General features: G+C 67.3%; 20 protein-coding genes and 1 pseudogene. 7 read left to right on the top strand and 14 right to left on the bottom strand.

The window, feature by feature from the left end; all coding sequences use genetic code 11:
• From G6017_RS03355 to G6017_RS03405, 11 genes and pseudogenes are all read right to left on the bottom strand, one after another.
• Positions 1 to 575: pseudogene (locus tag G6017_RS03355) on the bottom strand (hypothetical protein); the annotation flags it as partial.
• A gap of 132 nt (positions 576 to 707) precedes the next feature.
• A complete protein-coding gene (locus G6017_RS03360) occupies positions 708 to 1,892 on the bottom strand; it encodes an MFS transporter (RefSeq protein WP_182615953.1) in 1,185 nt (394 codons plus the stop codon).
• A 34-nt stretch (positions 1,893 to 1,926) separates the two neighbouring features.
• Positions 1,927 to 3,345, bottom strand: coding sequence for an amidase (locus G6017_RS03365; RefSeq protein WP_182615955.1), 1,419 nt, complete (start codon positions 3,343 to 3,345; stop codon positions 1,927 to 1,929).
• Complete coding sequence (locus tag G6017_RS03370) at positions 3,342 to 4,748, bottom strand: amidase (protein WP_182615956.1); 1,407 nt, start codon at positions 4,746 to 4,748, stop codon at positions 3,342 to 3,344. The genes G6017_RS03365 and G6017_RS03370 overlap by 4 nt, the downstream gene beginning before the upstream one ends.
• 5 nt (positions 4,749 to 4,753) lie before the next feature.
• Positions 4,754 to 4,951 carry a hypothetical protein gene (locus G6017_RS03375; RefSeq protein WP_182615958.1) on the bottom strand — a complete coding sequence of 66 codons (198 nt, stop codon included), beginning with the start codon at positions 4,949 to 4,951 and terminating at the stop codon, positions 4,754 to 4,756.
• Positions 4,952 to 5,089: 138 nt separating this feature from the next.
• Positions 5,090 to 6,442, bottom strand: coding sequence for an amidase (locus G6017_RS03380; RefSeq protein ID WP_182615960.1), 1,353 nt, complete (start codon positions 6,440 to 6,442; stop codon positions 5,090 to 5,092).
• Positions 6,442 to 7,245 carry an ATP-binding cassette domain-containing protein gene (locus G6017_RS03385; protein ID WP_182615962.1) on the bottom strand — a complete coding sequence of 268 codons (804 nt, stop codon included), beginning with the start codon at positions 7,243 to 7,245 and terminating at the stop codon, positions 6,442 to 6,444. Before G6017_RS03385 ends, G6017_RS03380 begins: the two co-directional genes overlap by 1 nt.
• A 2-nt stretch (positions 7,246 to 7,247) precedes the next feature.
• Positions 7,248 to 8,093, bottom strand: coding sequence for an ABC transporter ATP-binding protein (locus tag G6017_RS03390; RefSeq protein ID WP_179524255.1), 846 nt, complete (start codon positions 8,091 to 8,093; stop codon positions 7,248 to 7,250).
• 36 nt (positions 8,094 to 8,129) lie between these two features.
• Positions 8,130 to 9,089: an ABC transporter permease gene (locus tag G6017_RS03395; RefSeq protein WP_179524254.1), complete on the bottom strand. Its 960-nt coding sequence runs from the start codon at positions 9,087 to 9,089 to the stop codon at positions 8,130 to 8,132.
• Positions 9,086 to 10,048 (bottom strand): ABC transporter permease, encoded by a 963-nt coding sequence (locus G6017_RS03400; protein ID WP_182615964.1) that lies wholly within the window; start codon positions 10,046 to 10,048, stop codon positions 9,086 to 9,088. The genes G6017_RS03395 and G6017_RS03400 overlap by 4 nt, the downstream gene beginning before the upstream one ends.
• 3 nt (positions 10,049 to 10,051) lie before the next feature.
• Positions 10,052 to 11,614: an ABC transporter substrate-binding protein gene (locus G6017_RS03405; RefSeq protein ID WP_241731010.1), complete on the bottom strand. Its 1,563-nt coding sequence runs from the start codon at positions 11,612 to 11,614 to the stop codon at positions 10,052 to 10,054.
• A gap of 447 nt (positions 11,615 to 12,061) precedes the next feature.
• Between G6017_RS03405 and G6017_RS03410 the strand changes: the two genes are divergently transcribed.
• The 7 genes from G6017_RS03410 to G6017_RS03440 all read left to right on the top strand — a co-directional run bounded on the left by G6017_RS03410 (position 12,062) and on the right by G6017_RS03440 (position 18,163).
• Positions 12,062 to 13,057 carry a helix-turn-helix transcriptional regulator gene (locus tag G6017_RS03410; RefSeq protein ID WP_182615968.1) on the top strand — a complete coding sequence of 332 codons (996 nt, stop codon included), beginning with the start codon at positions 12,062 to 12,064 and terminating at the stop codon, positions 13,055 to 13,057.
• A 57-nt stretch (positions 13,058 to 13,114) separates the two neighbouring features.
• Positions 13,115 to 13,645, top strand: coding sequence for an urease accessory protein UreE (locus G6017_RS03415; RefSeq protein ID WP_182638589.1), 531 nt, complete (start codon positions 13,115 to 13,117; stop codon positions 13,643 to 13,645).
• Positions 13,642 to 14,307, top strand: a complete 666-nt coding sequence (locus tag G6017_RS03420; RefSeq protein WP_179524249.1) for an urease accessory protein UreF — start codon at positions 13,642 to 13,644, stop codon at positions 14,305 to 14,307. The genes G6017_RS03415 and G6017_RS03420 overlap by 4 nt, the downstream gene beginning before the upstream one ends.
• Positions 14,308 to 14,326: 19 nt before the next feature.
• A complete protein-coding gene (locus G6017_RS03425; RefSeq protein WP_182615970.1) occupies positions 14,327 to 15,016 on the top strand; it encodes an urease subunit beta in 690 nt (229 codons plus the stop codon).
• Positions 15,013 to 16,731, top strand: coding sequence for an urease subunit alpha (locus tag G6017_RS03430; RefSeq protein WP_182615973.1), 1,719 nt, complete (start codon positions 15,013 to 15,015; stop codon positions 16,729 to 16,731). Before G6017_RS03425 ends, G6017_RS03430 begins: the two co-directional genes overlap by 4 nt.
• 131 nt (positions 16,732 to 16,862) lie before the next feature.
• Entirely contained in the window at positions 16,863 to 17,411 is a 549-nt protein-coding gene (locus G6017_RS03435; RefSeq protein ID WP_241731012.1) for a GTP-binding protein, read from the top strand.
• Positions 17,412 to 17,440: 29 nt separating this feature from the next.
• Positions 17,441 to 18,163, top strand: coding sequence for an urease accessory protein UreD (locus G6017_RS03440; RefSeq protein WP_507102918.1), 723 nt, complete (start codon positions 17,441 to 17,443; stop codon positions 18,161 to 18,163).
• Between the two features lie 107 nt (positions 18,164 to 18,270).
• Here the strand turns inward: G6017_RS03440 and G6017_RS03445 are convergent, their stop codons facing one another.
• The 3 genes from G6017_RS03445 to G6017_RS03455 all read right to left on the bottom strand — a co-directional run.
• Entirely contained in the window at positions 18,271 to 20,142 is a 1,872-nt protein-coding gene (locus G6017_RS03445) for a glycosyltransferase (protein WP_179524245.1), read from the bottom strand.
• Positions 20,143 to 20,252: 110 nt separating this feature from the next.
• The gene (locus tag G6017_RS03450) at positions 20,253 to 20,759 is read right to left on the bottom strand and encodes a GtrA family protein (protein ID WP_179524244.1); all 507 of its coding nucleotides are present in this window, start codon (positions 20,757 to 20,759) and stop codon (positions 20,253 to 20,255) included.
• 163 nt (positions 20,760 to 20,922) lie between these two features.
• A partial coding sequence (locus G6017_RS03455; protein WP_182615975.1) for a hypothetical protein occupies positions 20,923 to 21,223 on the bottom strand: 301 nt, incomplete at its 5' end.

Genomic DNA, 21,223 nt, shown 5'->3' on the forward strand with positions numbered 1-21,223 from the left:
CGGCCGGACGGGTGCCCTGCCGCGGCCGCGAGTACCCCCGCCAGTCCCGGGTTCGCCGCACACACCCTCTCCACCGCCACCACCGCGTCCTCGAGGTCCAGATCGCCGGCCAGGTCCCGGCAGGTGCGCAGCGGGGTGGTGACCCGAAGACCGCCCAGCTCGGTGACGGCGGCCGGTGGCATCGCACCGTAGCGGTAGACCCGTCCCGCGCGGGACCGACGGGTGGCCGGCAGCCAGATCTCGGGCATCGCATCTGCCGGGACGGAGTCGTCACCCCACAACAGTGCGGCGCTGCGCCCGCGCAAGACCCCCTCGGGCCAGGTCCGCGCCAGCGCCAGGCTGCGCAAACGGAGGTCGTCGACCTGGTCGTCCCGGCGGTAGAGCCCGTGCCAGATCCGTACGTAGCGGCCACGGTCTCGTGGATCAGGGACGGCTGCGGCGAGTTCGGCAGTGGTCAACGGGCCCGGCGGCAGCCCGCAGGGGCTCTTCGGGAAGTGACCGTGAACGGCGGGGGCGCTCTCGATGCAGGCCTGAACGTCGGTGCTCGGCCCGCGGACCGGAGTGGGAGTGTCCATGCCGGACACAGTGCAGCACGTGGCAGTCGGATCCGGACCGCGGACGTGCGGCCGGGGAGGTCCCTGTGGACAGACTGAAGCTGTGGATGACGGCCGGTTCTGTCGCCACGGGACCCGCGAGTCTTACCGGTGTCAAGAACGTGTGACCGGCACGAAGCGCCACACCAGGAGCGCGAGCAACGACAGCACCGTGACCACGGTGGCCACCGCCGAGAGGCCTCCCATCGCAAACGCGAGCGGGCCGACCAGACCCCCGAATCCACCGATGAAGAAGACGATGAAACTGAAAGCGGTGTTGAGCTGGGCAGAGTGCTCGGGAGATGTGGACAGAGCCTGCACCTGGTTTCCGGACAATGCAGACTGATTCGCCCACGTCGAGAAGAACAGAGCCAGCCCGAAGAGCACCGGGATGTCGTGGGTCAGGAAGATCGCTCCCGAGGACAGCGAGAGGATTACCAGGAACACACCGGTCATCCGGCGTGCTCCGTATCTGTCGATCAATCGGCCGGACATCGGTGTCACCAGCCCCGCGACGAGGCCCACCAGCCCAAACATCCCGGCCTGGGTGACCGACCATGACAACGGCGGTGCGGTGAGGTGCAGGACCATCACCGCCCACACCGAGTTGAACGCCCCGAGACCGAGGGACTGGGTGAAGGCGGCCCTGAGCAGGACCGGGTTGCCGCGAGCACTCTTCAGTGCTGCGGACATCAACGACACGTGCGACAGTGCGCTGCCGACGGGCGGGACTGCCCGGCGGAGTGCCCACAATGCCGCGGGGAGCGCCAGGACGACCAGGAGGGCACACGCGACGATGGTCCCTCGCCAACCGACCCAGTCCGTGGACGCACTCGCGAGCGCCCTCCCGCCGAACAAGCCGACGAGGAGGGAGCCCACGAGAACGGAATTGGTCGCACCTCTCTGCCCGGGGGCACACATCCGGTTGGCCGCCGGGATGATGACCTGCGCCAGATTCCCCACCACCCCGACGGCGAAGAACGCTGCGGTGGCCGCGATGACGCTGTGGGAGAGTGCCGCCAGTAGCAGCGCCACGGTGAGCACGATCGCCTGAACAGTCACCTGTGTCGATGAGCGGACGCGGGTTCCGAACGGGATGAGGACGAGGATCCCGACGGCGTAGCCGAGCAGGGCGCTCGCCGCGATCAGTCCCGAGGTGTGATGCGACACACCGAAATTCGTCGAGATGTCCGTCAGCAGCGCCTGTGGAATGTAGACGATACTGGCGGAGATTCCGCAGAAGACGGCGAGGGCGAAGAGGCGTAGAGGCGTTATTCGCCTCTGTGGCTGTGTGGACATCGTCCGATTCGTCTCGTGCCCGTAAGGGCGGTGCTCACGCCGCCACTGCGGCCTTGCCCACTGCGGGCTTCTTCTTGTGGAAGTCGGTCACCGACTGGAACGCGTGCGCCGCCCGGACGAGGAGATGCTCCGAGAGGTCCCCGCCGCACAGCTGGAAGCCGATCGGTGTGCCCCTGTCGGTGAAGCCACCGGGCAGCGTGATGGTCGGGGTACCGCTGACGTCCATAGGGGCAGTCGGTACCAACAGACCCGCCAGGAGTTCGGGGGAGGTACCGAGCTCGGCCATCGTCTCGATCGTCGGCGACGCGAAACCCGCACCGGGCAACAGCACCAGGTCGATGTCCTGGAATGTCCGCTTCAGTCGCCCGGTGAACGCGCGCCGCCGCGACAGGAGCGTCTGGTAGTCGACCGCGCTGAGCCCACGTCCGGTCTCGATGAGATGCGCCAGCGCCGGGCCGTACTCGCTCGACCGTGCCGGATACGTGGCGGCGTGAGCGGCCGCGGTCTCGACCGCGCACAAGGTCTCCCAGTCCGCGCTGATGGCGGCGAGGTCCGGAAGCTCGATGCTGTACACACGCCAACCGAGAGACTCCACCACTCCCACGACACCGGCCAACATCGCCTGGGTCGGCTCGTCGAACGTCGCCGTCAGGTCCCAGTCGATTCCGACGCTTGGCGCCCGGTCCAACCGCAGGTCTCCGGAGTAGTCCGGCACCGGCGCCGACACCGTGGTCGGATCGTGGGGATCCTCGCCGGCGATCGCCGACAGCACGACGCCCGCGTCCCGCGCACTGCGCGTCATCGGACCGATGTGGTCCAGGCTCTCGGCCAGCTCGAAGACGCCGTACCGGCTCACCCGCCCCCAGGTCGGCTTGATGCCCGTCACTCCGTTCTGCGCGGAGGGCAGCCGTATGGACCCGCCGGTATCCGAACCGAGCGAGGCGTAACAGAGGCCGGCCGCGGTGGCGACCCCCGAACCACTCGAACTCGATCCCGTCCACGTGTCGGCGTCCCATGGGTTGACCGGGGTCGGGAGAGCCGGATGATGCTCTGCGTATGCGCCCTCGGTCATCCGTAACTTCCCGGTGATGACGGCGCCGGCCTCCTTCAGCCTGCGCACCACGGTGGCGTCCCACCGGGGAACGAAATCGGTGTGGATGGTTCCACCGGCGGCGGTGGGAGTTCCCGCTGTGTAACAGAGGTCCTTGACCGCGACCGGGACCCCGTGCAATGGACCGCGGTAGTTCCCCGCCGCGATCTCGGCGTCGGCCGCACGCGCGGCCTCCAGGGCGGCGTCGCCGCTGACGATCGCGTAGCTCTGGAGCCTGCCGTCATGGGCTTCGATGCGCTCGAGGATTCCCTGGGTCACCTCCACGGAGCTGACCTGCCGACCGCGGATGAGCTCCGCGACCTCGGTGAGCTCGAGGAGCGCCAGCTCTCCGCCGGTGCTCATGGCGCCCTCTTCAGCGGTGCCAGGGTGCCGATGTGGTCGGTCGCGGTCTCGTAGACCGACGCCACGCGAAGCACGTCACCCTCACAGAACGGCTTTCCGATCACCTGCGCACCGAGCGGCAGACCACCGTCCGCCGAGTATCCGACGGGCATCGAGAGGGCCGGGAGTCCGGTGAGGTTGCCCGGCGCGCACACCCGGCTGTACGCCGTCGTCGCTCCCTCGATGTCGTCCGGGGCCCATTCGAAGACCGGATCGTCCGCGCTCACCGCGGGCCCGGGGAGGGTGGGTGCCAGCAGGACGTCGATGTCGGCGTACATCTCGCGCCAGCCCTGTTGCATGAGAGTCCGCGTGCGCAGTGCGTTGATGTAGCTCGTGGCCAACACTCCCTCGCCGACCTCGAGGAGGGTCCGGACCTCGTCGGTGAACAGGTCCGGGGTCTCGCGCAGTGCCTCCTGATGGTAGGCGCCCGCCTCGGCGAGCATGATGGTCCACGCGGTGGACAGCACCTTGTCCGCGAGCGGGATCTCGACTTCGACCAACTCCGCACCGAGGCCCTCCAACACGTGTGCGGCGGCCATCGACGCCTCCCAGATCTCGGTCTGCACCCGCTCGTTGTAGAAGTTCGTCGGGATGCCGATGCGAGTGCCCTCGACCGATCCGCCGAGATCGGGGGTCCAGTCGGGAACCGGCCTGTTGACGCTCGCGGGATCGCGTCGGTCGTAGCCCGACATCGCCGCCATGACGAGCGCGGCCTCCCGGACGTTGCGGGTGAGCGGTCCGACGTGGTCGAGGGACCAGGACAGCGACGCGACCCCCACACGAGGGGCGCGGCCGTAGGTCGGCTTGATGCCGACCGTGCCGCAGACCGAGGCCGGGATGCGGATCGAACCGCCGGTGTCGGAGCCGAGCGCGACGGTGACGCCTCCGGAGGCGATCGAGGCCCCGGAGCCCCCGCTGGATCCGCCGGGGACTGTGGAGATGTCCCACGGGTTCCGGGTGGTGGGGGTGGTCGCGCCGAACGCGAACTCGTGGGTGTGGGTCTTGCCGACGATCACCATTCCGGCTGCGGTGAGCTTCTGCACGCTCGCACTGTCAGCATCGGGGATGTAGTCGGCGCGGACGTCCGAACTGGAGGTGGTGAGGATCCCTCGGGTGTCGTACAGGTCCTTCACGCCGAGGGGGATCCCGTGCAGTGGTCCCTTGTACTTTCCGGCGGCGATCTCCTTCTCGGCCACCCGCGCCTGCTCGAGCGCCAGGTCCTCGGTGATGGTCGCATAGGCGTGGATGTCGGGCTCGACCTCGCGTATCCGCTTGAGCGACGACTCCGTGAGCTCGACCGGTGAGAGCTCTCTCGAGGCGATCTTGTCCGAGGCCTCGGTGAAGGTGAGTTCGTACGGTTCCATGGCTCTCAGTTCCAATCTGCGTTGAAGGCGGTGGCCGGAGGGGTCTCGCCCAAGGGCTGAAAGGGCTCACTGTTGGCGATCTCCAGCAGCGGCGTGTAGTCGGCGAGTTTGGCGGCGAGGCGCTCGTCGGTCACCTTGCTGTCGGCGTAGTCGAACAGCGCTCTGATCGCCGCTTCGGTGAACACCTTGGGAGTTTTTGACATGGGCTTTCTCCTATCGAACGTGGGTGATGGAACAGACCGGGGAACCCGGCGTCGCCCGGACCACCGGGGGCTGTGTGACGGGCCTGGTAGACGGGCCCGGTGAGGGGACGGGAGTGGGTGTCAGCCCGCTCGCGGGGCTTAGTGCGCCGCGAGCGGCGGGGCGAGCCGACCCCAGTCGGTTCGCCGTTCGTAGGCACGACCGATGGCGAGCGCGAGCGCGTCGTGGCCTGGTGCGGTCATGATGTGCATGCTCACCGGCATGCCGTTGGCGTTGAGCCCGGCGGGCACGGCGAGACCCGGTGCCCCGAGGAGATTGGCCTGGACGGTGAAGGCGTTGAGGCCGGACAGGGTCGACATCTCCCGCCCGCCGAGCACCATCGATGATGCACCGAGCGGCGGCGGCTCGGTCCCAACGGTGGGGGTGATCACGGCGTCCACCTCCGCGAACATCGCGTCGCACGCCTTCTTGAGTGCCGCCTGGAAATCGAGAGCCTCGAGGAGATCGACAGCACTCAGCGCGAGGCCTGCGTCGAGAGCCGCAGCGACGTCTGATTCGAAGTCCACTCGACGCGCTGCGAACCGATCGCGGTGATAGAGCGCCGCCTCGGCTGCCGCGATCGTCACCACGGCGTCACCGCACTCCTCCGGGGTGGGGAACGTGAGGGGAACGAGCCGCGCACCCGCCGCCTCGAGTTCCCGTGCTGCCGCGTGGACGGCCTCGGCGATGTCTGGATCCGCCGTGTCGAAGAAGAAGTTCTCGGGGAGCCCGAGGGTCAGACCATCGACGCCCCGGTCCAGCGAGGCCGCCGCGTCGGGCGCCGGGAATCGCCTGCTCCCGGGATCGGTCGGGTCGAATCCGGCAAGAGAGTCGACGACTGCCGCGGCGAGCGAGACGGTCGCGGCGAGGGGGCCGGCGTGGTCGAGGGTCGGGCTACAGGGGGTGATGCCGGTGCGGCTGATGAGCCCGAAGCTGGGTTTGAATCCGACCACACCGCACACCGCCGCCGGCATCCGGATCGATCCGCCGGTGTCGGTGCCCATCCCGATCGGGACCACGCCTGCCGCCACAGCCGCGCCCGAGCCACCACTGGACCCGGCGGGAACGCGGTCGAGGTTCCACGGATTGCGGGTGGGAGGTGACATGGCGCCGAAGGCGTACTCGTGGGTCACCGTCTTTCCGACGATGACGGCCCCCGCCTCGCGGAGCTTCCTGACGGCCGCGGAGTCCGCCGCCAGGGGCTCGGTGTCGGCCACTTTCGAGCCGCTGAGAGTGGGGTGGCCCGCGACATCATAGAGATCCTTGACCGCGACGGGCACCCCGGCGAGCGGGCCGGTGAGCCCCTTCGCGCTCACGGCTTCAGCCTCGGCCCGGGCCTCGGTCTCGAAGAACTCGACGAACGCGGAGATCGTCGGCTCGACCTCGGTGTAGCGGGCAACGACCGCGTCGACGGAGTAGGTCGTGCCTGCGATCTGCTGGGGACTGATGGTCATCACGCCGCCTTCGGTTCGAGAACGGCCTCGAGGAGCTTCTGCGTGACCTCGCTCTTCGGGTGGCGCAGCACCGTGTCGACGGGTCCCACCTCGGCGAACCTGCCCTTGTGGAGCACGCCGGCCGAGTCGCACATGTGCTCTACCAGGGCGAGGTGATGGGTAATGAGCAACATCGTGAGCCCCCGCTCGACCTGCAGGTCCTTGAGCAGGTTCAACACCTGCGCCTGCACCGAGACGTCGAGGGCCGCCGTGGGTTCGTCGAGGACGAGGAACTCGGGATCAGTGGTGAGTGCTCGCGCGATGCCGAGGCGCTGCCGCTGCCCTCCGGAGAACTCGTGGATGTACCGGTCGTAGTGGCTATCGTCCAGGCCGACCTTCTCGAGGAGTTCCAACACCCGCCGGGTGGCCTCCTTGCCGTCGCAGAGTCCGAATCTGCGCAGTGGTGCGCCGACCTGCTGGCCGACCGGGAGGCGGGGGTTGAACGCAGAACCGGAGTCCTGGAACACGACCTGGACCTTCTGGCGGATCCGTCGCATACGTTCGCCGGTCAGGTTGGTCGTCTCGCTCCCGTCCACCACGACGTGCCCGGAGGTGGCCTCCTCGAGGCCGAGGATCATCCGGCCGGTGGTGGTCTTCCCCGAACCGGATTCCCCGATCAACCCCCACGTCTCTCCCCGTCGGATGGAGAACGAGATGTCGTCGACGGCCACGACCTCCCGGCTCTTCTTGCCGAAGCCGCCCGAGACGTTGAAGACCTTGCGCAGGTTGATCACTTCCACGAATTTTGTGTCGCTGGTAGACATCGTCAGGCCTCCTGGAAGACGTTGAGTCGGCGTTGGCCGCGCGGGACGTTCCGGGCCGAGTCGTCGAGGTGGAGCTTCGGCACGGAACTGATGAGTGACCGGGTGTAGGGATGCTCCGGCGCGCTGAGGACCTGGTGGGCGGTGCCCTGCTCGACGATGCTGCCCTGCCGCATCACGGTGACCGTGTCGCACATGTGCGACACCACGCCGAAGTCGTGCGTGACCATGAGGATGGCGGTGCCGAGTTCCTTGTTGATCTCGAGCAGCAGGTCGAGGATCTGCTTCTGCACGGTCGCATCGAGGGCCGTGGTCGGCTCGTCCGCCAGCAGGAGTCTGGGGCGGGCGGCGAGCGCCATGGCGATGACGACGCGTTGCCGCTGACCACCGGAGAGCTGGTGCTGGTACGCGCGCAGCTTCTGCTCGGGATCCGGCATCGCCACGAGTTCGAGCGACCGCACCGCCTCCTTGTAGGCATCGGCCTTCGACAGCTTCTGGTGGAGGCGGATTACCTCGACCATCTGGGCGCCGACGGTGAACGACGGGTCCAGGGCACTGAGCGCGTTCTGCGACACCAGGCCGATCTCCCTGCCCCGGATCTTGACTAGCTCCTTCTGGGACAGCTCCAGGAGGTTCGTCCCGTTGAGGAGGATCTCCCCGGACGCGATCTTCGCCCGTCGCGTGCCGAGCAGCCCCAGGATCGTCATCGAGGTCACTGACTTGCCTGAACCGGATTCTCCGACGAGGCCGCGGATCTCCCCCTCCCCCACGGACAGACTGACGTTCTTCACCGCGTGGACGACGCCGCCGTCAGTGTGGAAATCGACGCTGAGATTGTTGATGTCAAGCATTGGGTCTCACGCTCGCTTTCTTCGAAGGCGCGGAAATCAGGTGGTCTGCTTGCGGGGATCGAGCGCGTCGCGGACGCCGTCACCCAGCAGGTTGAACGAGAGGGCGACCACGAGGATGGCGCACCCCGGGATGGTGGCCACGTGCGCGTATCCCTCCAGGAGGACGCCGGCGCCGTCGGCGGTCATGATCCCCCAGTCCGGGGTCGGCGGGATGATTCCGACGCCCAGGAAGCTCAGGCCGGCGGCGAGGACCACCATGAGGCCGCACAGGGTGGTCGCGTAGACCACCAGGGGCGAGACGACGTTCGGGAGCAGTTCCTTGAAGAGGATCTCCGGGGTCCGTGCGCCCCCCGCCCGGGCCGCCTCGATGTACTCCCGGGACGATTCCTGAACCGTCGAGGTGTACGCCACCCGGGCCATGTAGGGGATGAGGCTGATGCTGATGGCGATCATCACGTTGCCCAACCCCGCGCCGAGCACGGCCGCCAGCGCGATGGCCAGAAGGACGAGCGGGAAGGCGAACAGGACGTCGAGCAGTCGCATGAGCGTCTCGCCGACCCGGCCCTTCGCGTACCCGGCGATCAAACCGATGAGCAAGGCGACAGGGAGGACGATGAGTACCGGGAACACCGCGACCGACAGTGAGTACCGGGTGCCCCAGATCAGCCGGGACAGGATGTCGCGGCCCTGGCCGTCGAGTCCCAGGATGTGGCCCTCCGTTCCGATCCCCTCGAGTCGTCTTGAGGAGTCCCCGATGGTCGGATCGTAGGGACTGAGTACCGGAGCGAGAATCGCCACGGCTATCGCGAGGAGCAGGATGATGGCAGCGACCGCGGCCATCCTGTCCCGCATGAACGCGCGGAGCGCGAGCAGTAGGCGGGAAGGACGCTGTGCGGGCTCCGTGGGACGAGGAGCGGCCTCGTCTGCCGCCGTGCTCCCCTGCTCGTGGCCGCCTGCCGTGTCCGCAACCGGGGATGTGCCGAGGATCGAACTCATGCTGTGACCTTTCTGCGGGTGCGGGGATCGAGCACGCCCACTGCCGTGTCGGTCAGCAGATTGACGACGACAAAGACGAGCGCGATGAAGAGGACGCCGGCCTGCACGAGCGGCATGTCGTTCTGCGTGATCGAGGTGTAGAGCTGGTACCCGAGTCCCGGCCAGGAGAACACCACTTCGACGAAGATCACCCCGCCGAGGAGATAGCCGATCTGGAGCCCGATGACGGTGACGATCGGGGGGAGCGAGTTCCGGAAGCAGTGCCGCCAGAGGATTGAGCGCTCCGAGATCCCCGAAGCCCGCAGGGTGCGGATGTAGTCCTGCTCCATCGTGTCGACCATCACGCTGCGCGTCATTCGGGCGATGACGGCCAGTGGAACGGTTGCCGCGGCGATCGCAGGGAGGACGAGGTGCATCAGAAGATCACCCATTCCCCCGCCGATATTCCGCGCGCTCGACATTCCGGAGGTCGGGAACCACCCGAACTGAAGGGCAAAGATTCCGATCAGCATGAGACCGAACCAGTAGACCGGGACGCTCGCACCGGCGAGCGAGACAAACATGGAGACCCGGTCGAAGATGCCGTATTGCTTGCGAGCGGCAATGATCCCGAGCGGGACGCCGATGACGATGCAGAGAGCCAGCGCCGCGAACGACAGCACCATCGTGTTCTGGAACCTCGGCAGGATGATGTCGAGAACCGGTTGGTTGATGGTCAGCGAGCGACCGAAGTCGCCTGTCAGCAGCCCGCCCAGATAGGTGAAGAACTGCATGACCACCGGCTGGTCGAGGCCGAGCTCCCGGCGGACGGCCGCAACGGCATCCTCCGTCGCGCCCGCGCCCAGAATCGTTCGAGCGGGATCACCGGGCACCAGTTGCAGGAGGAGGAAGACGATCAGCACCACTCCGAAGAGGACGAAGACGGTCGACCCGAGGCGCTTGCCTATGACGAGCAGCATGGCCTAGTCCTCGAAGTTCAGGCTGACGCCGGTGAGGTCGTACCACTCCTGGCTCGCCGAGACCCAGCCCTCGACCTGCGGAGACAGGATGTACGGAGCGCGGTCGTTGACGATCGGTGCGAGCGCCCCATCCTCAGTGGCGATCTCGTTGGCCCGCTGCCAGAACTCGACCGACTCCTCTTCCGATGCGGCCGTGATCGCCTGTTCCATGACGGCGTCGAGCTCCGGGTTGTCGTAGTAGCCGACGTTCGGTCCGTTCGGGGCGATCATGGCCTGCGAGGTGACGATGTAGAGCCAGTACGGGGTATCCATGCCCCAGGACATCTGCATCATTCCCACATCGCCGGCACCCTCACCCCAGCGCCCCAGGTAGGAGATCCACTCCATGGTCTGGATCTCGACATCGATGTTGATCTCGGCGAGGTTCTGCTGGATGAACTCGGCCATCGGCGCCGGGACGATCTGACCGGATCCGTCGACCGAGGTCGCGAGGCTGGTCGTGAAGCCGTCCTCCAGCCCGACCTCCGCGAGGAGCTCACGCGCTTGCTCTAGGTCACGGGCGTATGCGTCGGTCCGCTCGACGTACGCGTCGTTGGCCGGCGCCTGGATGTCGTACGCGGGTTCGGCCGTGCCCTGGAGGAGGTTGTCGGCCATCCCCTCGCGGTCGATGGCCAGGTTGATTGCCTGCCGGACCTCCGGCAGCTCCATGTACTCGTCCCGCATGTTGAAGGAGAGGTACCAGACGTGCGGCGGCGCGCCGTCGGACAACTGGTAACCCTCGTCGACGAGCTGCTGAACGGAGTCCGGGGAGGGCACTGCGATCACGTCGACCTCACCGTTGCGGATCGCGGCCGAGCGGCCTGCGGGATCCGGGATCGGACGGAAGATGACGCCGTCCAACTCGGGCACCTCGCCCCAATAGTCCTCGTTCCGCAACAGCGTGATCCGTTCGCCGCGGATGCGCTCCTCGAACACGAACGGTCCGGTGCCCGACGGGTTCTCGGCGATGTCCTCGCCGTGCTCCTCGAGCGCGGCGGGGCTGATGATTCCGGTGGATCCGTTGCCGCCCTGCGCGAGCATGCGGAGGAACGGGGAGAACGGCTGGGTCATCCGGACCACAACCGTCTGGTCGTCGACTGTCTCGACCTCGTCGACGAACTGCCACACATAGACCGTCTGACCGGCAGCGGTGGCGTTGTACTGCGGCGACGACTCATCCCACATGCGCCGGATGTTGTACTCGACCGCCTCGGCGTCGAGCTCGGTGCCGTCGTGGAACGTGACGCCCTGGCGGATGTTGAACGTGTACTCCAGACCGTCGTCGGAGATCTCCCACGATTCCGCCAGCCCGGGTCGCAGTTCGGGGACTGCCGCCTCCTCGGACGGGGTCTGCAGGTCGTGCATCACGAGAGGCTCGTACATCTGGGAGTTGATGCGCCAGGTGACCCAGCCGCCGGCGACCTGCGGGTCGAGGACGTCTGCCTCGGACTCGATCCCGATGATGAGCGTGTGGTCGTTCCCGCCTCCGCCTCCGGCACCGCCACACGCGGTGAGGGCAAGGGACAACGTGAGCCCAGCCGCGATCGCTGTGGCCCGACGTTTCCACCCAAGGCATTTAGCCGATTTCTGCATGAGATGCGTGCCCTTTCCTTGAGCCACCGGCCGCCAAAAAATTGGCCGCCTACCCGGAATTCATTGTGCGGAGAACAGTAGAAAGGGCCACTAGGTTCTGTGAATACGTCATCGTGCGTATTTGCCAGCAGACGGCGCCATCGCCGCGAAGATACCAGGTAAAAATGTGACTCAGCTCATTGTCACGCGCGTTAATATCCCTCGAAATAGGCCGGGGAATGCTCTCCGGCGGACAATTCAATAATTCGCAACCAACGTTACGAGCTGTTAACACCCTGTCGACACAGGGAGAAGCAACGGGTCGTCATACTTCCGTGCATCGATGCCCACCGCGACTGGAGGTCGGATCGGCATCCGTGTACGAGAGTTCTGGGGAGAACGATGAAGGCGACAACGATTCTCGAGGCAACACTCAAAGCGGTCCGCGCGACTCAGGCGGACGTGGTCCCGCCTCTCACCGCAGCGCACGAAGCCCTCTCTGAACTCAACAGATTCGTGCAGTACCCGTCGCTGGAGATCGCGGAGTGGGATCCGGCGCGCGGGATACACCAGCCGCTACACACCAAGCGGTTCCCGCAGAAGTTGCTGGACGCGCTCAACGGGCAAGTGTTCCTGGACGATCTGTGCTGGCCCGCGCTCCACCGGGACAGGCGACCCAAGGGCTGGGCCGACACCGATGCCCACATCAACCGCGCGGATTCGGCCCTCTACCAAGAGTTCATTCTCCCGCTGGGGTACCGGGAAGGCGTCTACCTGCCACTGTTCCACCAGGAGCGCTATGTGGGGATGGTGACCGGGAACACCGACGCGCCCCGGCCGCCCGGCGAAGCGGAGATGGCCGCGTTGTCGGCAGCCGCTCCGGCGCTGGGCGAGTTTCTTTTCCGGACCCGTGAACGACGCACCCGCAACGAGGCGGACGGCGCACTCCTGCTCGACCCAGGGCTCAACCTGACGAGCTTCGAACCAGAGCACAGCCACGAGGTCGCGGAACTCATCCGGTCCGTCCTGCTCCGGACATGGCCGACACGGGGGCAGGTCTCGCGGTTCGCGATATGGCCCGACGAGTCGCCCGCGCCGGTCCATGTCCGGGTGGAGGGCGCCCGGCGAGGTGCCGGCGGGTTCTATGTGTCCTGGCGCGAAGGGCCGATGCCCGCCGGGCTCTCCCGGCGACAGGCGGAGGTCGTCACCGGAATCGTCGAGGGGTGTGGCAATACCGAGATCGGGGAGAGGCTGTTCACCAGCCCGCGAACGATATCCAAACACGTGGAGCACATTCTCGTGAAGCTAGGGGTTCCGAATCGAAGCTCCGTCACGCGCATCGCGATGGTGGACGGGATCTACCTACTCGGTCATCCAGCATTCTCGAGCCTCAGATAGAGAAATTGCGTCAAATGACGTATTCATAGTCTTCGGCACTGCACCTAGGGTCGAGCCATGGACACCTTTCGCACTCTCGTCGGGCATCGTCTCGAGGCGGATATCCACAATGCGCTGTCTCACCACGAGTATTCTGGACGGGTAGTCCGCCTGATTGTGCCGCAGTCCGAATTGGGCCGTAAGCGATTCAAGGCCGTGGACCAGGACGGTATCGAGTACGGCATCGCACTCCCGAGGGACGTGACTCTCCGGGACGGCTCGGTTCTGGAGCTGACCGACCGCCGCGCGGTGGTGGTCGAAGCACGCGAGACCGAGCAACTACATCTGCGGGCACTCGACGCCGAAGGCGGCATCCAGTTGGGGTGGCACGCCGGGCACCTTCACTGGAAGGTCCGCATGGCCGGGCAGTACATGACGGTCCTGCTCGACGGACCGAGAGACGACTATCTCGTGCGGATCGAACATCTCCTCCACAGCGGGGTGATCGAGGTGGTCGAGTCCGAGGCGGGGACGACCGGGGCGGCCGTCGCCGCCCACGAGCCCCACTCTCACGACGCGACGGCACACGGGGCGGGAACCATACGATGACGGCGTCCTCGCGTACGGCGCTTCTGCTCCACGCTGATCCGGCGTTCGCCGCGGGCGCCGGCTCGTTCTCCTCCGGTCTGGAGACGCTCGTGGCAGACGGGTGGGTCACCTCCCCTGCCGAGCTCGCCGTCCTGCTCGACGAGGCACTCGTGCACCGGTGGAACTCCTTCGACCGGGTGTTTCTCAATCAGGCCTACGGGTGGAATGAGCTGGATGAGCTGCTCGCGCTGGACACGGAAGTGGACGTGCACCTCATCGGCGAGGCCGCGCGGAAGGCCTCGCGACGGGCGGGGCGGGCCCTGTTGGGGGTATGGGCACGGCTCGGCGACCCGCTGTCTTCGCACGTCCGGGTCGCCATCCCCGCGGGTGCCCACCTGCCCGTGGCGCAGGCCGTCGTGGCACAGGCGCGGGGCCTTGGGCTGAGGGATGCCGAGGCCCTCTCCGGATGGCAGGTCGTCTCGTCGTACTCGAGCAGCGCGGTGCGGCTCGGGGCCGCCGGACACCGGAGCATCCAGGAACTCATGACCCGGGCGTCGGGGCGGCTCGACGAGCTCCTCGGGCTCCCGGTCCCCGACGGGGCCCGTCCGACGGCATGGACCCCGAAGCACGACATCGCCGCCGAGCGCCATCGACACTCCGATCTACGACTTTTCGCGTCGTGACTACACCGAGGACTACTCCATGAACCTGACGCCCACCGAGTCCGAGAGGCTCACCGTGTTCACTGCCGCCGAGTTTGCGCGACGCAACCTCCGCGAGGGGATCCCGTTGAGTCACCCCGAGGCCGTCGCGTACCTCACCGACGAGGCGATGCTCATGGCGCGGACCGACCTACCGTTTTCGGAGGTCCGGGAACGAGCCGGGCAACTGCTCACGTCGGCGCAGGTGGAGCCGGGGGTGCCGAGCATGATCTCGTACATCATGCTCGAGCTGCCGACCCTCGCCGGCAGCAAGCTGCTGACCATCTACTCCCCGATCGCGGAGACGGCAGACGGTCCCGTGCCGGGCGAGGTCATCGCCCTCACCGAGGCGGAGACGGTGTTCGATCCATCGGGGCTCATCGACCTCGAGGTCGTCAACACCGGAGACCGCGACATCCAGGTCCGCAGCATGACCCACTTCTTCGAGGTCAACAAGGCCCTGGCTTTCGATCGGGCAGCGGCCTACGGCCACAAGCTCGCCATCAACGCCGGTGGCGGTACGCGTTTCGAACCGGGAATCCCCAAGATCGTCACCCTGACACCGTTCGTCGGCGAGCGCGTCGTCCACGGTCAGGCAGGACTCGTCAACGGCCCCCTGGACGACCCCGACACCCGCGCGCGGGCGTTTGAGAGGGCCCGCCAGCGCGGCTACATCCAGGAGGAGTCATGACGACGGGCGGTACCTCACTGACCCCGGCGGCCCGCGCACAGCTCTACGGCCCGACCACCGGCGATCTGGTGCGACTCGGCGACACGTCGCTGCTCGCGGAGATCGAGAAAGACTACACCCACCACGGATACGAACTCACCGTCGGCGCAGGGAAGAACATGCGCGATGGAGAGGCCCTGTCCGCGACCGTCACCACGGACGAGGGTGCACTCGATGTCGTGATCCAGAACGCGCTGATCATCGACGCGGTCCAGGGCATCGTCAAAGCGGATATCGGTATCCGGGACGGGCGGATCGTCGGAATCGGCAACGCAGGCAATCCCGCGACAATGCCGGGAATCGATCCGAACCTCGTGTGCGGCCAGAACACCACGTCGATCTCGGCGCAGGGCTGCATCGTCACCGCCGGGGCGATCGAATCCCACGGACACATGTTCTCTGCCGAACAATCGGAGCACGCGTTGGCGGGAGGGACGACGACGCTGATCGGCAGCTCTCCCGGACCGGTATTCGACGTCGGCTCAGGCACCGCGCACGTCATGGGACGCTACCTGCAGGGCACCGAGAGTTCACCGGTGAACTTCGGTCTGCTCGCCCGCGGAGGCTCCGACCCCTCGGCGGTCGCCCACGCCGTGAAGGCCGGGGCGATCGCGGTGAAGGTCCACGAGGATTTCGGGGCGTCGCCTGAGACCATCAACGGTTCACTGATCGCGGCAGACCGGCACGATTTCGCAGTGCACCTGCACACCGACTCGATCAACGAGTTCGGGTTCGCCGAGGACACGATGGCCGCGATCGGCGACCGGACGATCCACATGTATCACGTGGAGGGCGCGGGCGGCGGGCACTCCCCGGACATCCTGAGCGTGGTGTCGTACCCCAACGTCATCCCGGGGTCGACCAACCCGACCAACCCGTTCGCGTGGTCGGCGCTCGAGGAGGGCGTGCCGATGACGCTCATCGGGCACCAGATGGATCCACGATCTGAAGCGGACGTCGCGTTTGCCGAAGGCCGAATCCGGCCGCAGACCATGTCCGCCGAGGACCTGCTGCACGACATCGGCGCGATCTCGATCTTCGGCTCGGACACCCAGGGGATGGGCCGCCTCGCGGAGAACGTGACGAACTCGTGGCAACTGGCAAGCGTCATGAGAGATCACCGCGGCCGTCTGCCCGAGGAGACGACCGGGCGCGCGGACAACGAGCGGATCAAGCGCTATGTCGCCAAGACCACCCTCAACCCGGCGATCGCGGTGGGAATCGACAAGCACGTGGGCTCGGTGCAGCCGGGTCGTATGGCCGACCTGGTGCTGTGGCCGTTCGAGTCGTTCGGCGTGAAGCCGGTGCAGGTACTCAAGGCGGGAATGATCGTCTGGGCCAAGATGGGCGACGCGGCGGGCAGTCTCATGATGACCGAACCTCAGGTCCAACGTCTGATGTGGGGCGGCCGGGGCTCGGCGAAAAAGCACGTCAGCGCAGTCTTCGTCTCCGACATCGTCGCCCGGGCCGGATCGCTCGAGCCGTTCGGGCTCACCAAAGCAGTCCTCCCCATCACGTCGACGCGCCATCTGCGCAAGAGCGACATGGTCCACAACGACGCGCTACCCGACGTACGCGTCGACCCGCGCACCTTCGACGTCTCCGTGAACGGGGAAAAGCTTGAGGTGCACTCATTCGACGTGCGCCCACTGACCAGGAAGTACATGCTGAGATGACTGATCCGGTGGCTGATTCCTCGACTCTGACTGCTACCCGGACCGGAGTCAGACCGGAAGGCCGGACGGAGCCCCCGGGTCCCGCGGCTCGCATCGGCATCGGCGGCCCGGTGGGGTCCGGCAAGACCGCGATGGTGGAGAAGCTGATACCGCGGTTGGAGAATCTCGGTAAATCCGTCTCCGTCATCACCAACGATCTGGTGACATCGGAAGACGCCGTGCGGCTGCGGAGGTCGGGGATCATCGACGCGGACCGGGTCCTCGCCGTCGAGGCCGGAGCGTGCCCGCACACGGTGATCCGCGAGGACCCGACCATGAACATGGAGGCCGCCGAGCAGCTCGATCAGGCTTTCCCCGGTACCGACGTGATTCTGATCGAGAGCGGCGGCGACAATCTGGCCTCGACGTTCTCCGATGATCTCGTCGACTTCTGGGTGTTCGTGATCGACGTCTCCGGAGGAGGCGATATCCCCCGGAAGCGCGGACCCGGCGTGCTCCGCGCGGACGTCCTCGTCATCAACAAGGCCGACCTGGCACCGCATGTCGGGGTGGACCTCGAACTGATGGTCACCGAGGCCCGCGACGTGCGGGAGGGGCGACCGGTCCTCGTCACGAACTGCTTCACCGGTGAGGGCGTGGACGAGTTCGCGCGGTTCATCTCTGATGAGGTGCTCTTCTGAGCGCGCAACCATATGCGCTCGACCTCGAGATAGCCCGCCGAGGCGGCCGCACCTTCCTGTCCCGGAGATACTTCCGCTGGCCTTACGAGATCGGCATCCTGACGCACGGCCAGGTCCGTGGCCTGAGTGACGACACGGCATCCCTCATCGTCCAGTCGGCCACCAGCGGACTCATCACGGGTGAGCGGCTTCGCCAACGAGTCGTTGTCCGCGACGGCGGCCGGGTCAGGCTTGTGGGACAGGGCGCCATGCCCGTCCAGAAGGTCGGGTCCCATGAGGGGGCGGCGGAAGACCTGAGCCTGAAGGTGATGGGGGGCTCTCGGTTGGACTTCGTGTCCGAACCTCGACTGTTGTTGCCGGGCTCGTCCTTCTCACAGGTGAGCCGCGTATCCGTGGATACCTCCTCCTGCGTCCTCCTCGTCGACGCGGTCGTGCGTCATCCTGATGCGGGATCGGTGTCCTACCTCTCGGAAACGACACTGGAGTTCGACGGCGAGGTCGCCGCGGTGGAGCGGATGGGATTCCACTGCGTCGGGGAGCACCACTTCGGTGCGTCCGCGTTCATACTCGCGGTAGGGGACCACGTCACCGGACTCGACTGGAAGTGGTGGCTGAACAAGCACGGCGCGCGGACGAGTTACGGCGCGGTGTCGCCTCTCAGAAGTTGCCCCGGAATGAGCATTCGTGTCGTGGCCGAGAACGGATATCACTTGCGAAGGGCGATTGACGATGCGCTCTCGATCCTCGTGTAGCTCGCTGCACGCCCATCCGGCCGCCCGAGGCGAAGGGATCCCAGTCATCGGAACGTCAAGATCCGCGACCTCGCCGAGGAGATCGTCTCGGGCACGGCGGTGCCGCGCTACACCCCGTACAGCCGCGCCCAGTTCTCCCGCGTCGTGAGGCGGGTCTGCGCGTCGCGCCACCGCTCCTGCGCCGCGGGGGCCTCGCGGATGAACCGCGCGAGCAGGGCGACCAGGCGCTTCTGCAGCTCCGTGACCCGCTGCGGGTCGACCTTGCGGTGGTGCACCCCGGTCTGCGAGGCGTCGGTCACGTACACCTCGTCGAAGAGCGAGACGTGCCACCAGGCCGCGTCCTCGTAGGGGACGGCCACGACCCCACGACGCTGCCGTCCGAGCTTCTGGACGAGCAGCCGTTTTCCCAGCACCTGGTCCTCGCGGTCCTCGCGGGGGATCCCCACCTTGCGCTCCACCCTGATCCCCGCGGGAAGGGCGTCGACGGCGAGCTTGGCCGTCTCCGGGTATCCCGCGCGTTCGGCGCGGATCCCGGCCAGGGCGGCCTGCCCGCCATCACCGACACCGTGGGCACCGTCGGGGCCGTCGAGGAACGCCTCTATGCCGCGCATGCGGGTGGCGGCGAGACCGTACTGCATCGCCACGAGCGCCCGCAGGACACTCCGGCCCAGGTTCGTGGCCATCGCGCGCGGATCGATCCCCTGGCGGATGGCGGCGGTGGTCAGCGAGTTGCGCATCGAGAAGAACTGACCGAAGTCGTCGCCGTCCTTCCAGTAGAAGTCGGCGTGCCACACGGCCGCCCCCTGAAGGGTGCAGGTGGGCATCCCGGCCTGTCGGCACCGCAACCCGTACTCGATGTCGTCCCACTGGAAGAAGTACGGCAGGGGCAACCCGACCCTCTCCACCGCCTCCCCCGGCACCAGACAGGACCACCACGCGTTGTACTCGGCGTCGACCCGCCGCTCCTGCCGGTTCTCCACCACGGACTCGTCGCGCAGGGCGAACTCGTCCGCGTCCAGCCCGCCCTTGAGCTGATCGAGCTGCGTGCGCTCGGCTGAGACCAGCAGGTAGTCCGGGTTGAACAGGTACAGCATCTGCGCGCCGACCAGCATCGGCTCGCGCGTGACGGCCGCAAAGGCGAACAGCCGCAGCACCGTCTCGGGCTCGACCCTCACGTCGTCGTCCATGAGCAGCACGTCCACCGGCCCCGCGGAACCGGGCGCGGTGGCCTCGAACATCCCGCGACTGAACCCGCCGGCGCCGCCGAGATTGGGTTGGCGCAGGTAGTGCAGCCGCTCGCCGAACTCCCCGGCAGCGCGCCGGAAGGCCTCACGCGTCTCGACAAGGTCGGTGCCCTGATCCGTCACGTAGAGATCGTCGATCAGCTCGGCCACCAACGGGTCCGAGGCCAGCGAGTCGACGGTGGCGGCGCAGTCGTCCGCCCTGTTGAAGGTGCAGATGGCCACCGCTGCGCGGCGGGCCGGGCTCGTCGTCGTCGCACTCCACGTCACCTCGGACACGGTCGCCGCCGCGTCCACGGCCTGGAACTCCAGCCACATCGCGCCACCGTCGACGAACGTGTCCACCGGCACGTGCAACACCGCCATGCCGTCCCCCTGGTGGTGGAACACGTCCACGGTGCGGACGTGGGCCCCGATGTCGGAGGCGCGGACCAGCACGTCGAGGCGGCCCTCGGACTCCACCGCGACCCGCACGGTGAGACTGGTGACCGAGGTCCAGCGCTGCCAGTAGGAGGCCTCGAACCGGCCGAAGTAGGTGTTGGTGTCGACGACGGCCCCGGCGTCCAGGTGCAACTCGGCTCGCGTGCGCCGCACGACCCCGCGAACGATCCGCGAGTACAGGTCGTCGTTGACCCACCTGCGCGGGCCCGAGAACAGGGTGCGTTGCACCAGCAGGTCGCGCTCGTCGAGGGCGGAACCGGCGTCGGCACCTGCGGCTGTCACGGTGGTGGCGTCCATGTGGCGGGTGCTCCTGGGAGTCGGTGCGGAGGTCGTCTCACGCCCGGGCGGCTGGATCCCGGTCGCGCCGTCCAGGCTATCCCCCGGCCGGGCAGCATCTCGGGAGGCGGTCAGCGGACCCGGAAGATCACGGTCCGCTGGACGATGAAGTTGGTGACCGTGGCCACGCCCTGTGCGATGACGTAGCCGACCGTCGTGGCCCAGAACGTGCTCCAGCCCAGGTCGTGGAACCACGGCACCAGCAGCATGAACAGGCCCCACTGCACGCCGAACATCAGCGCGTACAGGCCCATCGTGGCGATGAAGCGGGCGCGGGAGGGCTCGGCCTGGAAGGTCCACCGACGGTTGAGCGAGTACGCAGTGAGGGTCCCGGCCACGAAGGACAGCGCCTTGGCCGGGCCGTACCCCAGCCCGAACAGCATGAACAGCTGCAGCAGGCCGTAGTCGACGACCGCGGAGAGTACGCCCGTGAGGAAGAAGCGGGTGACCTGGGTCCGAAAGTCCGTCGGTCGTGCCGGATCGGATTCGTGTCGGGCTTCGAGCGGGTCGACGGCCCCACGCAGGGAGTCGAGGACGGAATCGTCCGGGATGTCCGCGCCGCCGGTAGGTGTACTCACCAGGACAGCGTAGGTCCCGGCCGCGCCGCGTGAACACCGGCGCGACGACTTGTGCTCCGCTGGGCGACATGCGATTGTCGTTCCATCGCGCGCCCACCAGCGCGTCTCTGGTCGAACAATTGGGGGGCACCTCCGCCGACAGCGTTCGATTCCGCAGGAGTGCTCAGCTCCGGCCACCCCATCTCCACACGGCGCACACACCACGAGGTCCGCGCCACCGCCCCGGGTGAGCCGTCGTCGCCTCCGCACCACATCGCCAGCAGGACTCGTCGGCGCCGCCCGTGGCGACCTGCCGTCGATCGTTCTCCTCGACGACCAGGAGGAATCCCGTGTCCCAGGACCGCAACACTGCCCTCACCACCGCGCCGACCGTGTTCTCGTACACACCGACCGGCCGGGCCATCCCACCGTCCTCCCCGTTGCGCACGCCCACCCGACGCACGACGGCGCCGTCGTGCACACCC

Source organism: Dietzia sp. B44, from assembly GCF_014145245.1.
GTDB lineage: Bacteria > Actinomycetota > Actinomycetes > Mycobacteriales > Mycobacteriaceae > Dietzia > Dietzia natronolimnaea.

Bases quoted from the DNA above. Each gene is read 5' to 3' on its own strand.
- G6017_RS03360 (WP_182615953.1), bottom strand. From the start codon at position 1,892: ATGTCCACACAGCCACAGAGGCGAATAACGCCTCTACGCCTCTTCGCC.
- G6017_RS03365 (WP_182615955.1), bottom strand. From the start codon at position 3,345: ATGAGCACCGGCGGAGAGCTGGCGCTCCTCGAGCTCACCGAGGTCGCG.
- G6017_RS03370 (WP_182615956.1), bottom strand. From the start codon at position 4,748: ATGGAACCGTACGAACTCACCTTCACCGAGGCCTCGGACAAGATCGCC.
- G6017_RS03375 (WP_182615958.1), bottom strand. From the start codon at position 4,951: ATGTCAAAAACTCCCAAGGTGTTCACCGAAGCGGCGATCAGAGCGCTG.
- G6017_RS03380 (WP_182615960.1), bottom strand. From the start codon at position 6,442: ATGACCATCAGTCCCCAGCAGATCGCAGGCACGACCTACTCCGTCGAC.
- G6017_RS03385 (WP_182615962.1), bottom strand. From the start codon at position 7,245: ATGTCTACCAGCGACACAAAATTCGTGGAAGTGATCAACCTGCGCAAG.
- G6017_RS03390 (WP_179524255.1), bottom strand. From the start codon at position 8,093: ATGCTTGACATCAACAATCTCAGCGTCGATTTCCACACTGACGGCGGC.
- G6017_RS03395 (WP_179524254.1), bottom strand. From the start codon at position 9,089: ATGAGTTCGATCCTCGGCACATCCCCGGTTGCGGACACGGCAGGCGGC.
- G6017_RS03400 (WP_182615964.1), bottom strand. From the start codon at position 10,048: ATGCTGCTCGTCATAGGCAAGCGCCTCGGGTCGACCGTCTTCGTCCTC.
- G6017_RS03410 (WP_182615968.1), top strand. From the start codon at position 12,062: ATGAAGGCGACAACGATTCTCGAGGCAACACTCAAAGCGGTCCGCGCG.
- G6017_RS03415 (WP_182638589.1), top strand. From the start codon at position 13,115: ATGGACACCTTTCGCACTCTCGTCGGGCATCGTCTCGAGGCGGATATC.
- G6017_RS03420 (WP_179524249.1), top strand. From the start codon at position 13,642: ATGACGGCGTCCTCGCGTACGGCGCTTCTGCTCCACGCTGATCCGGCG.
- G6017_RS03425 (WP_182615970.1), top strand. From the start codon at position 14,327: ATGAACCTGACGCCCACCGAGTCCGAGAGGCTCACCGTGTTCACTGCC.
- G6017_RS03430 (WP_182615973.1), top strand. From the start codon at position 15,013: ATGACGACGGGCGGTACCTCACTGACCCCGGCGGCCCGCGCACAGCTC.
- G6017_RS03435 (WP_241731012.1), top strand. From the start codon at position 16,863: ATGGTGGAGAAGCTGATACCGCGGTTGGAGAATCTCGGTAAATCCGTC.
- G6017_RS03445 (WP_179524245.1), bottom strand. From the start codon at position 20,142: ATGGACGCCACCACCGTGACAGCCGCAGGTGCCGACGCCGGTTCCGCC.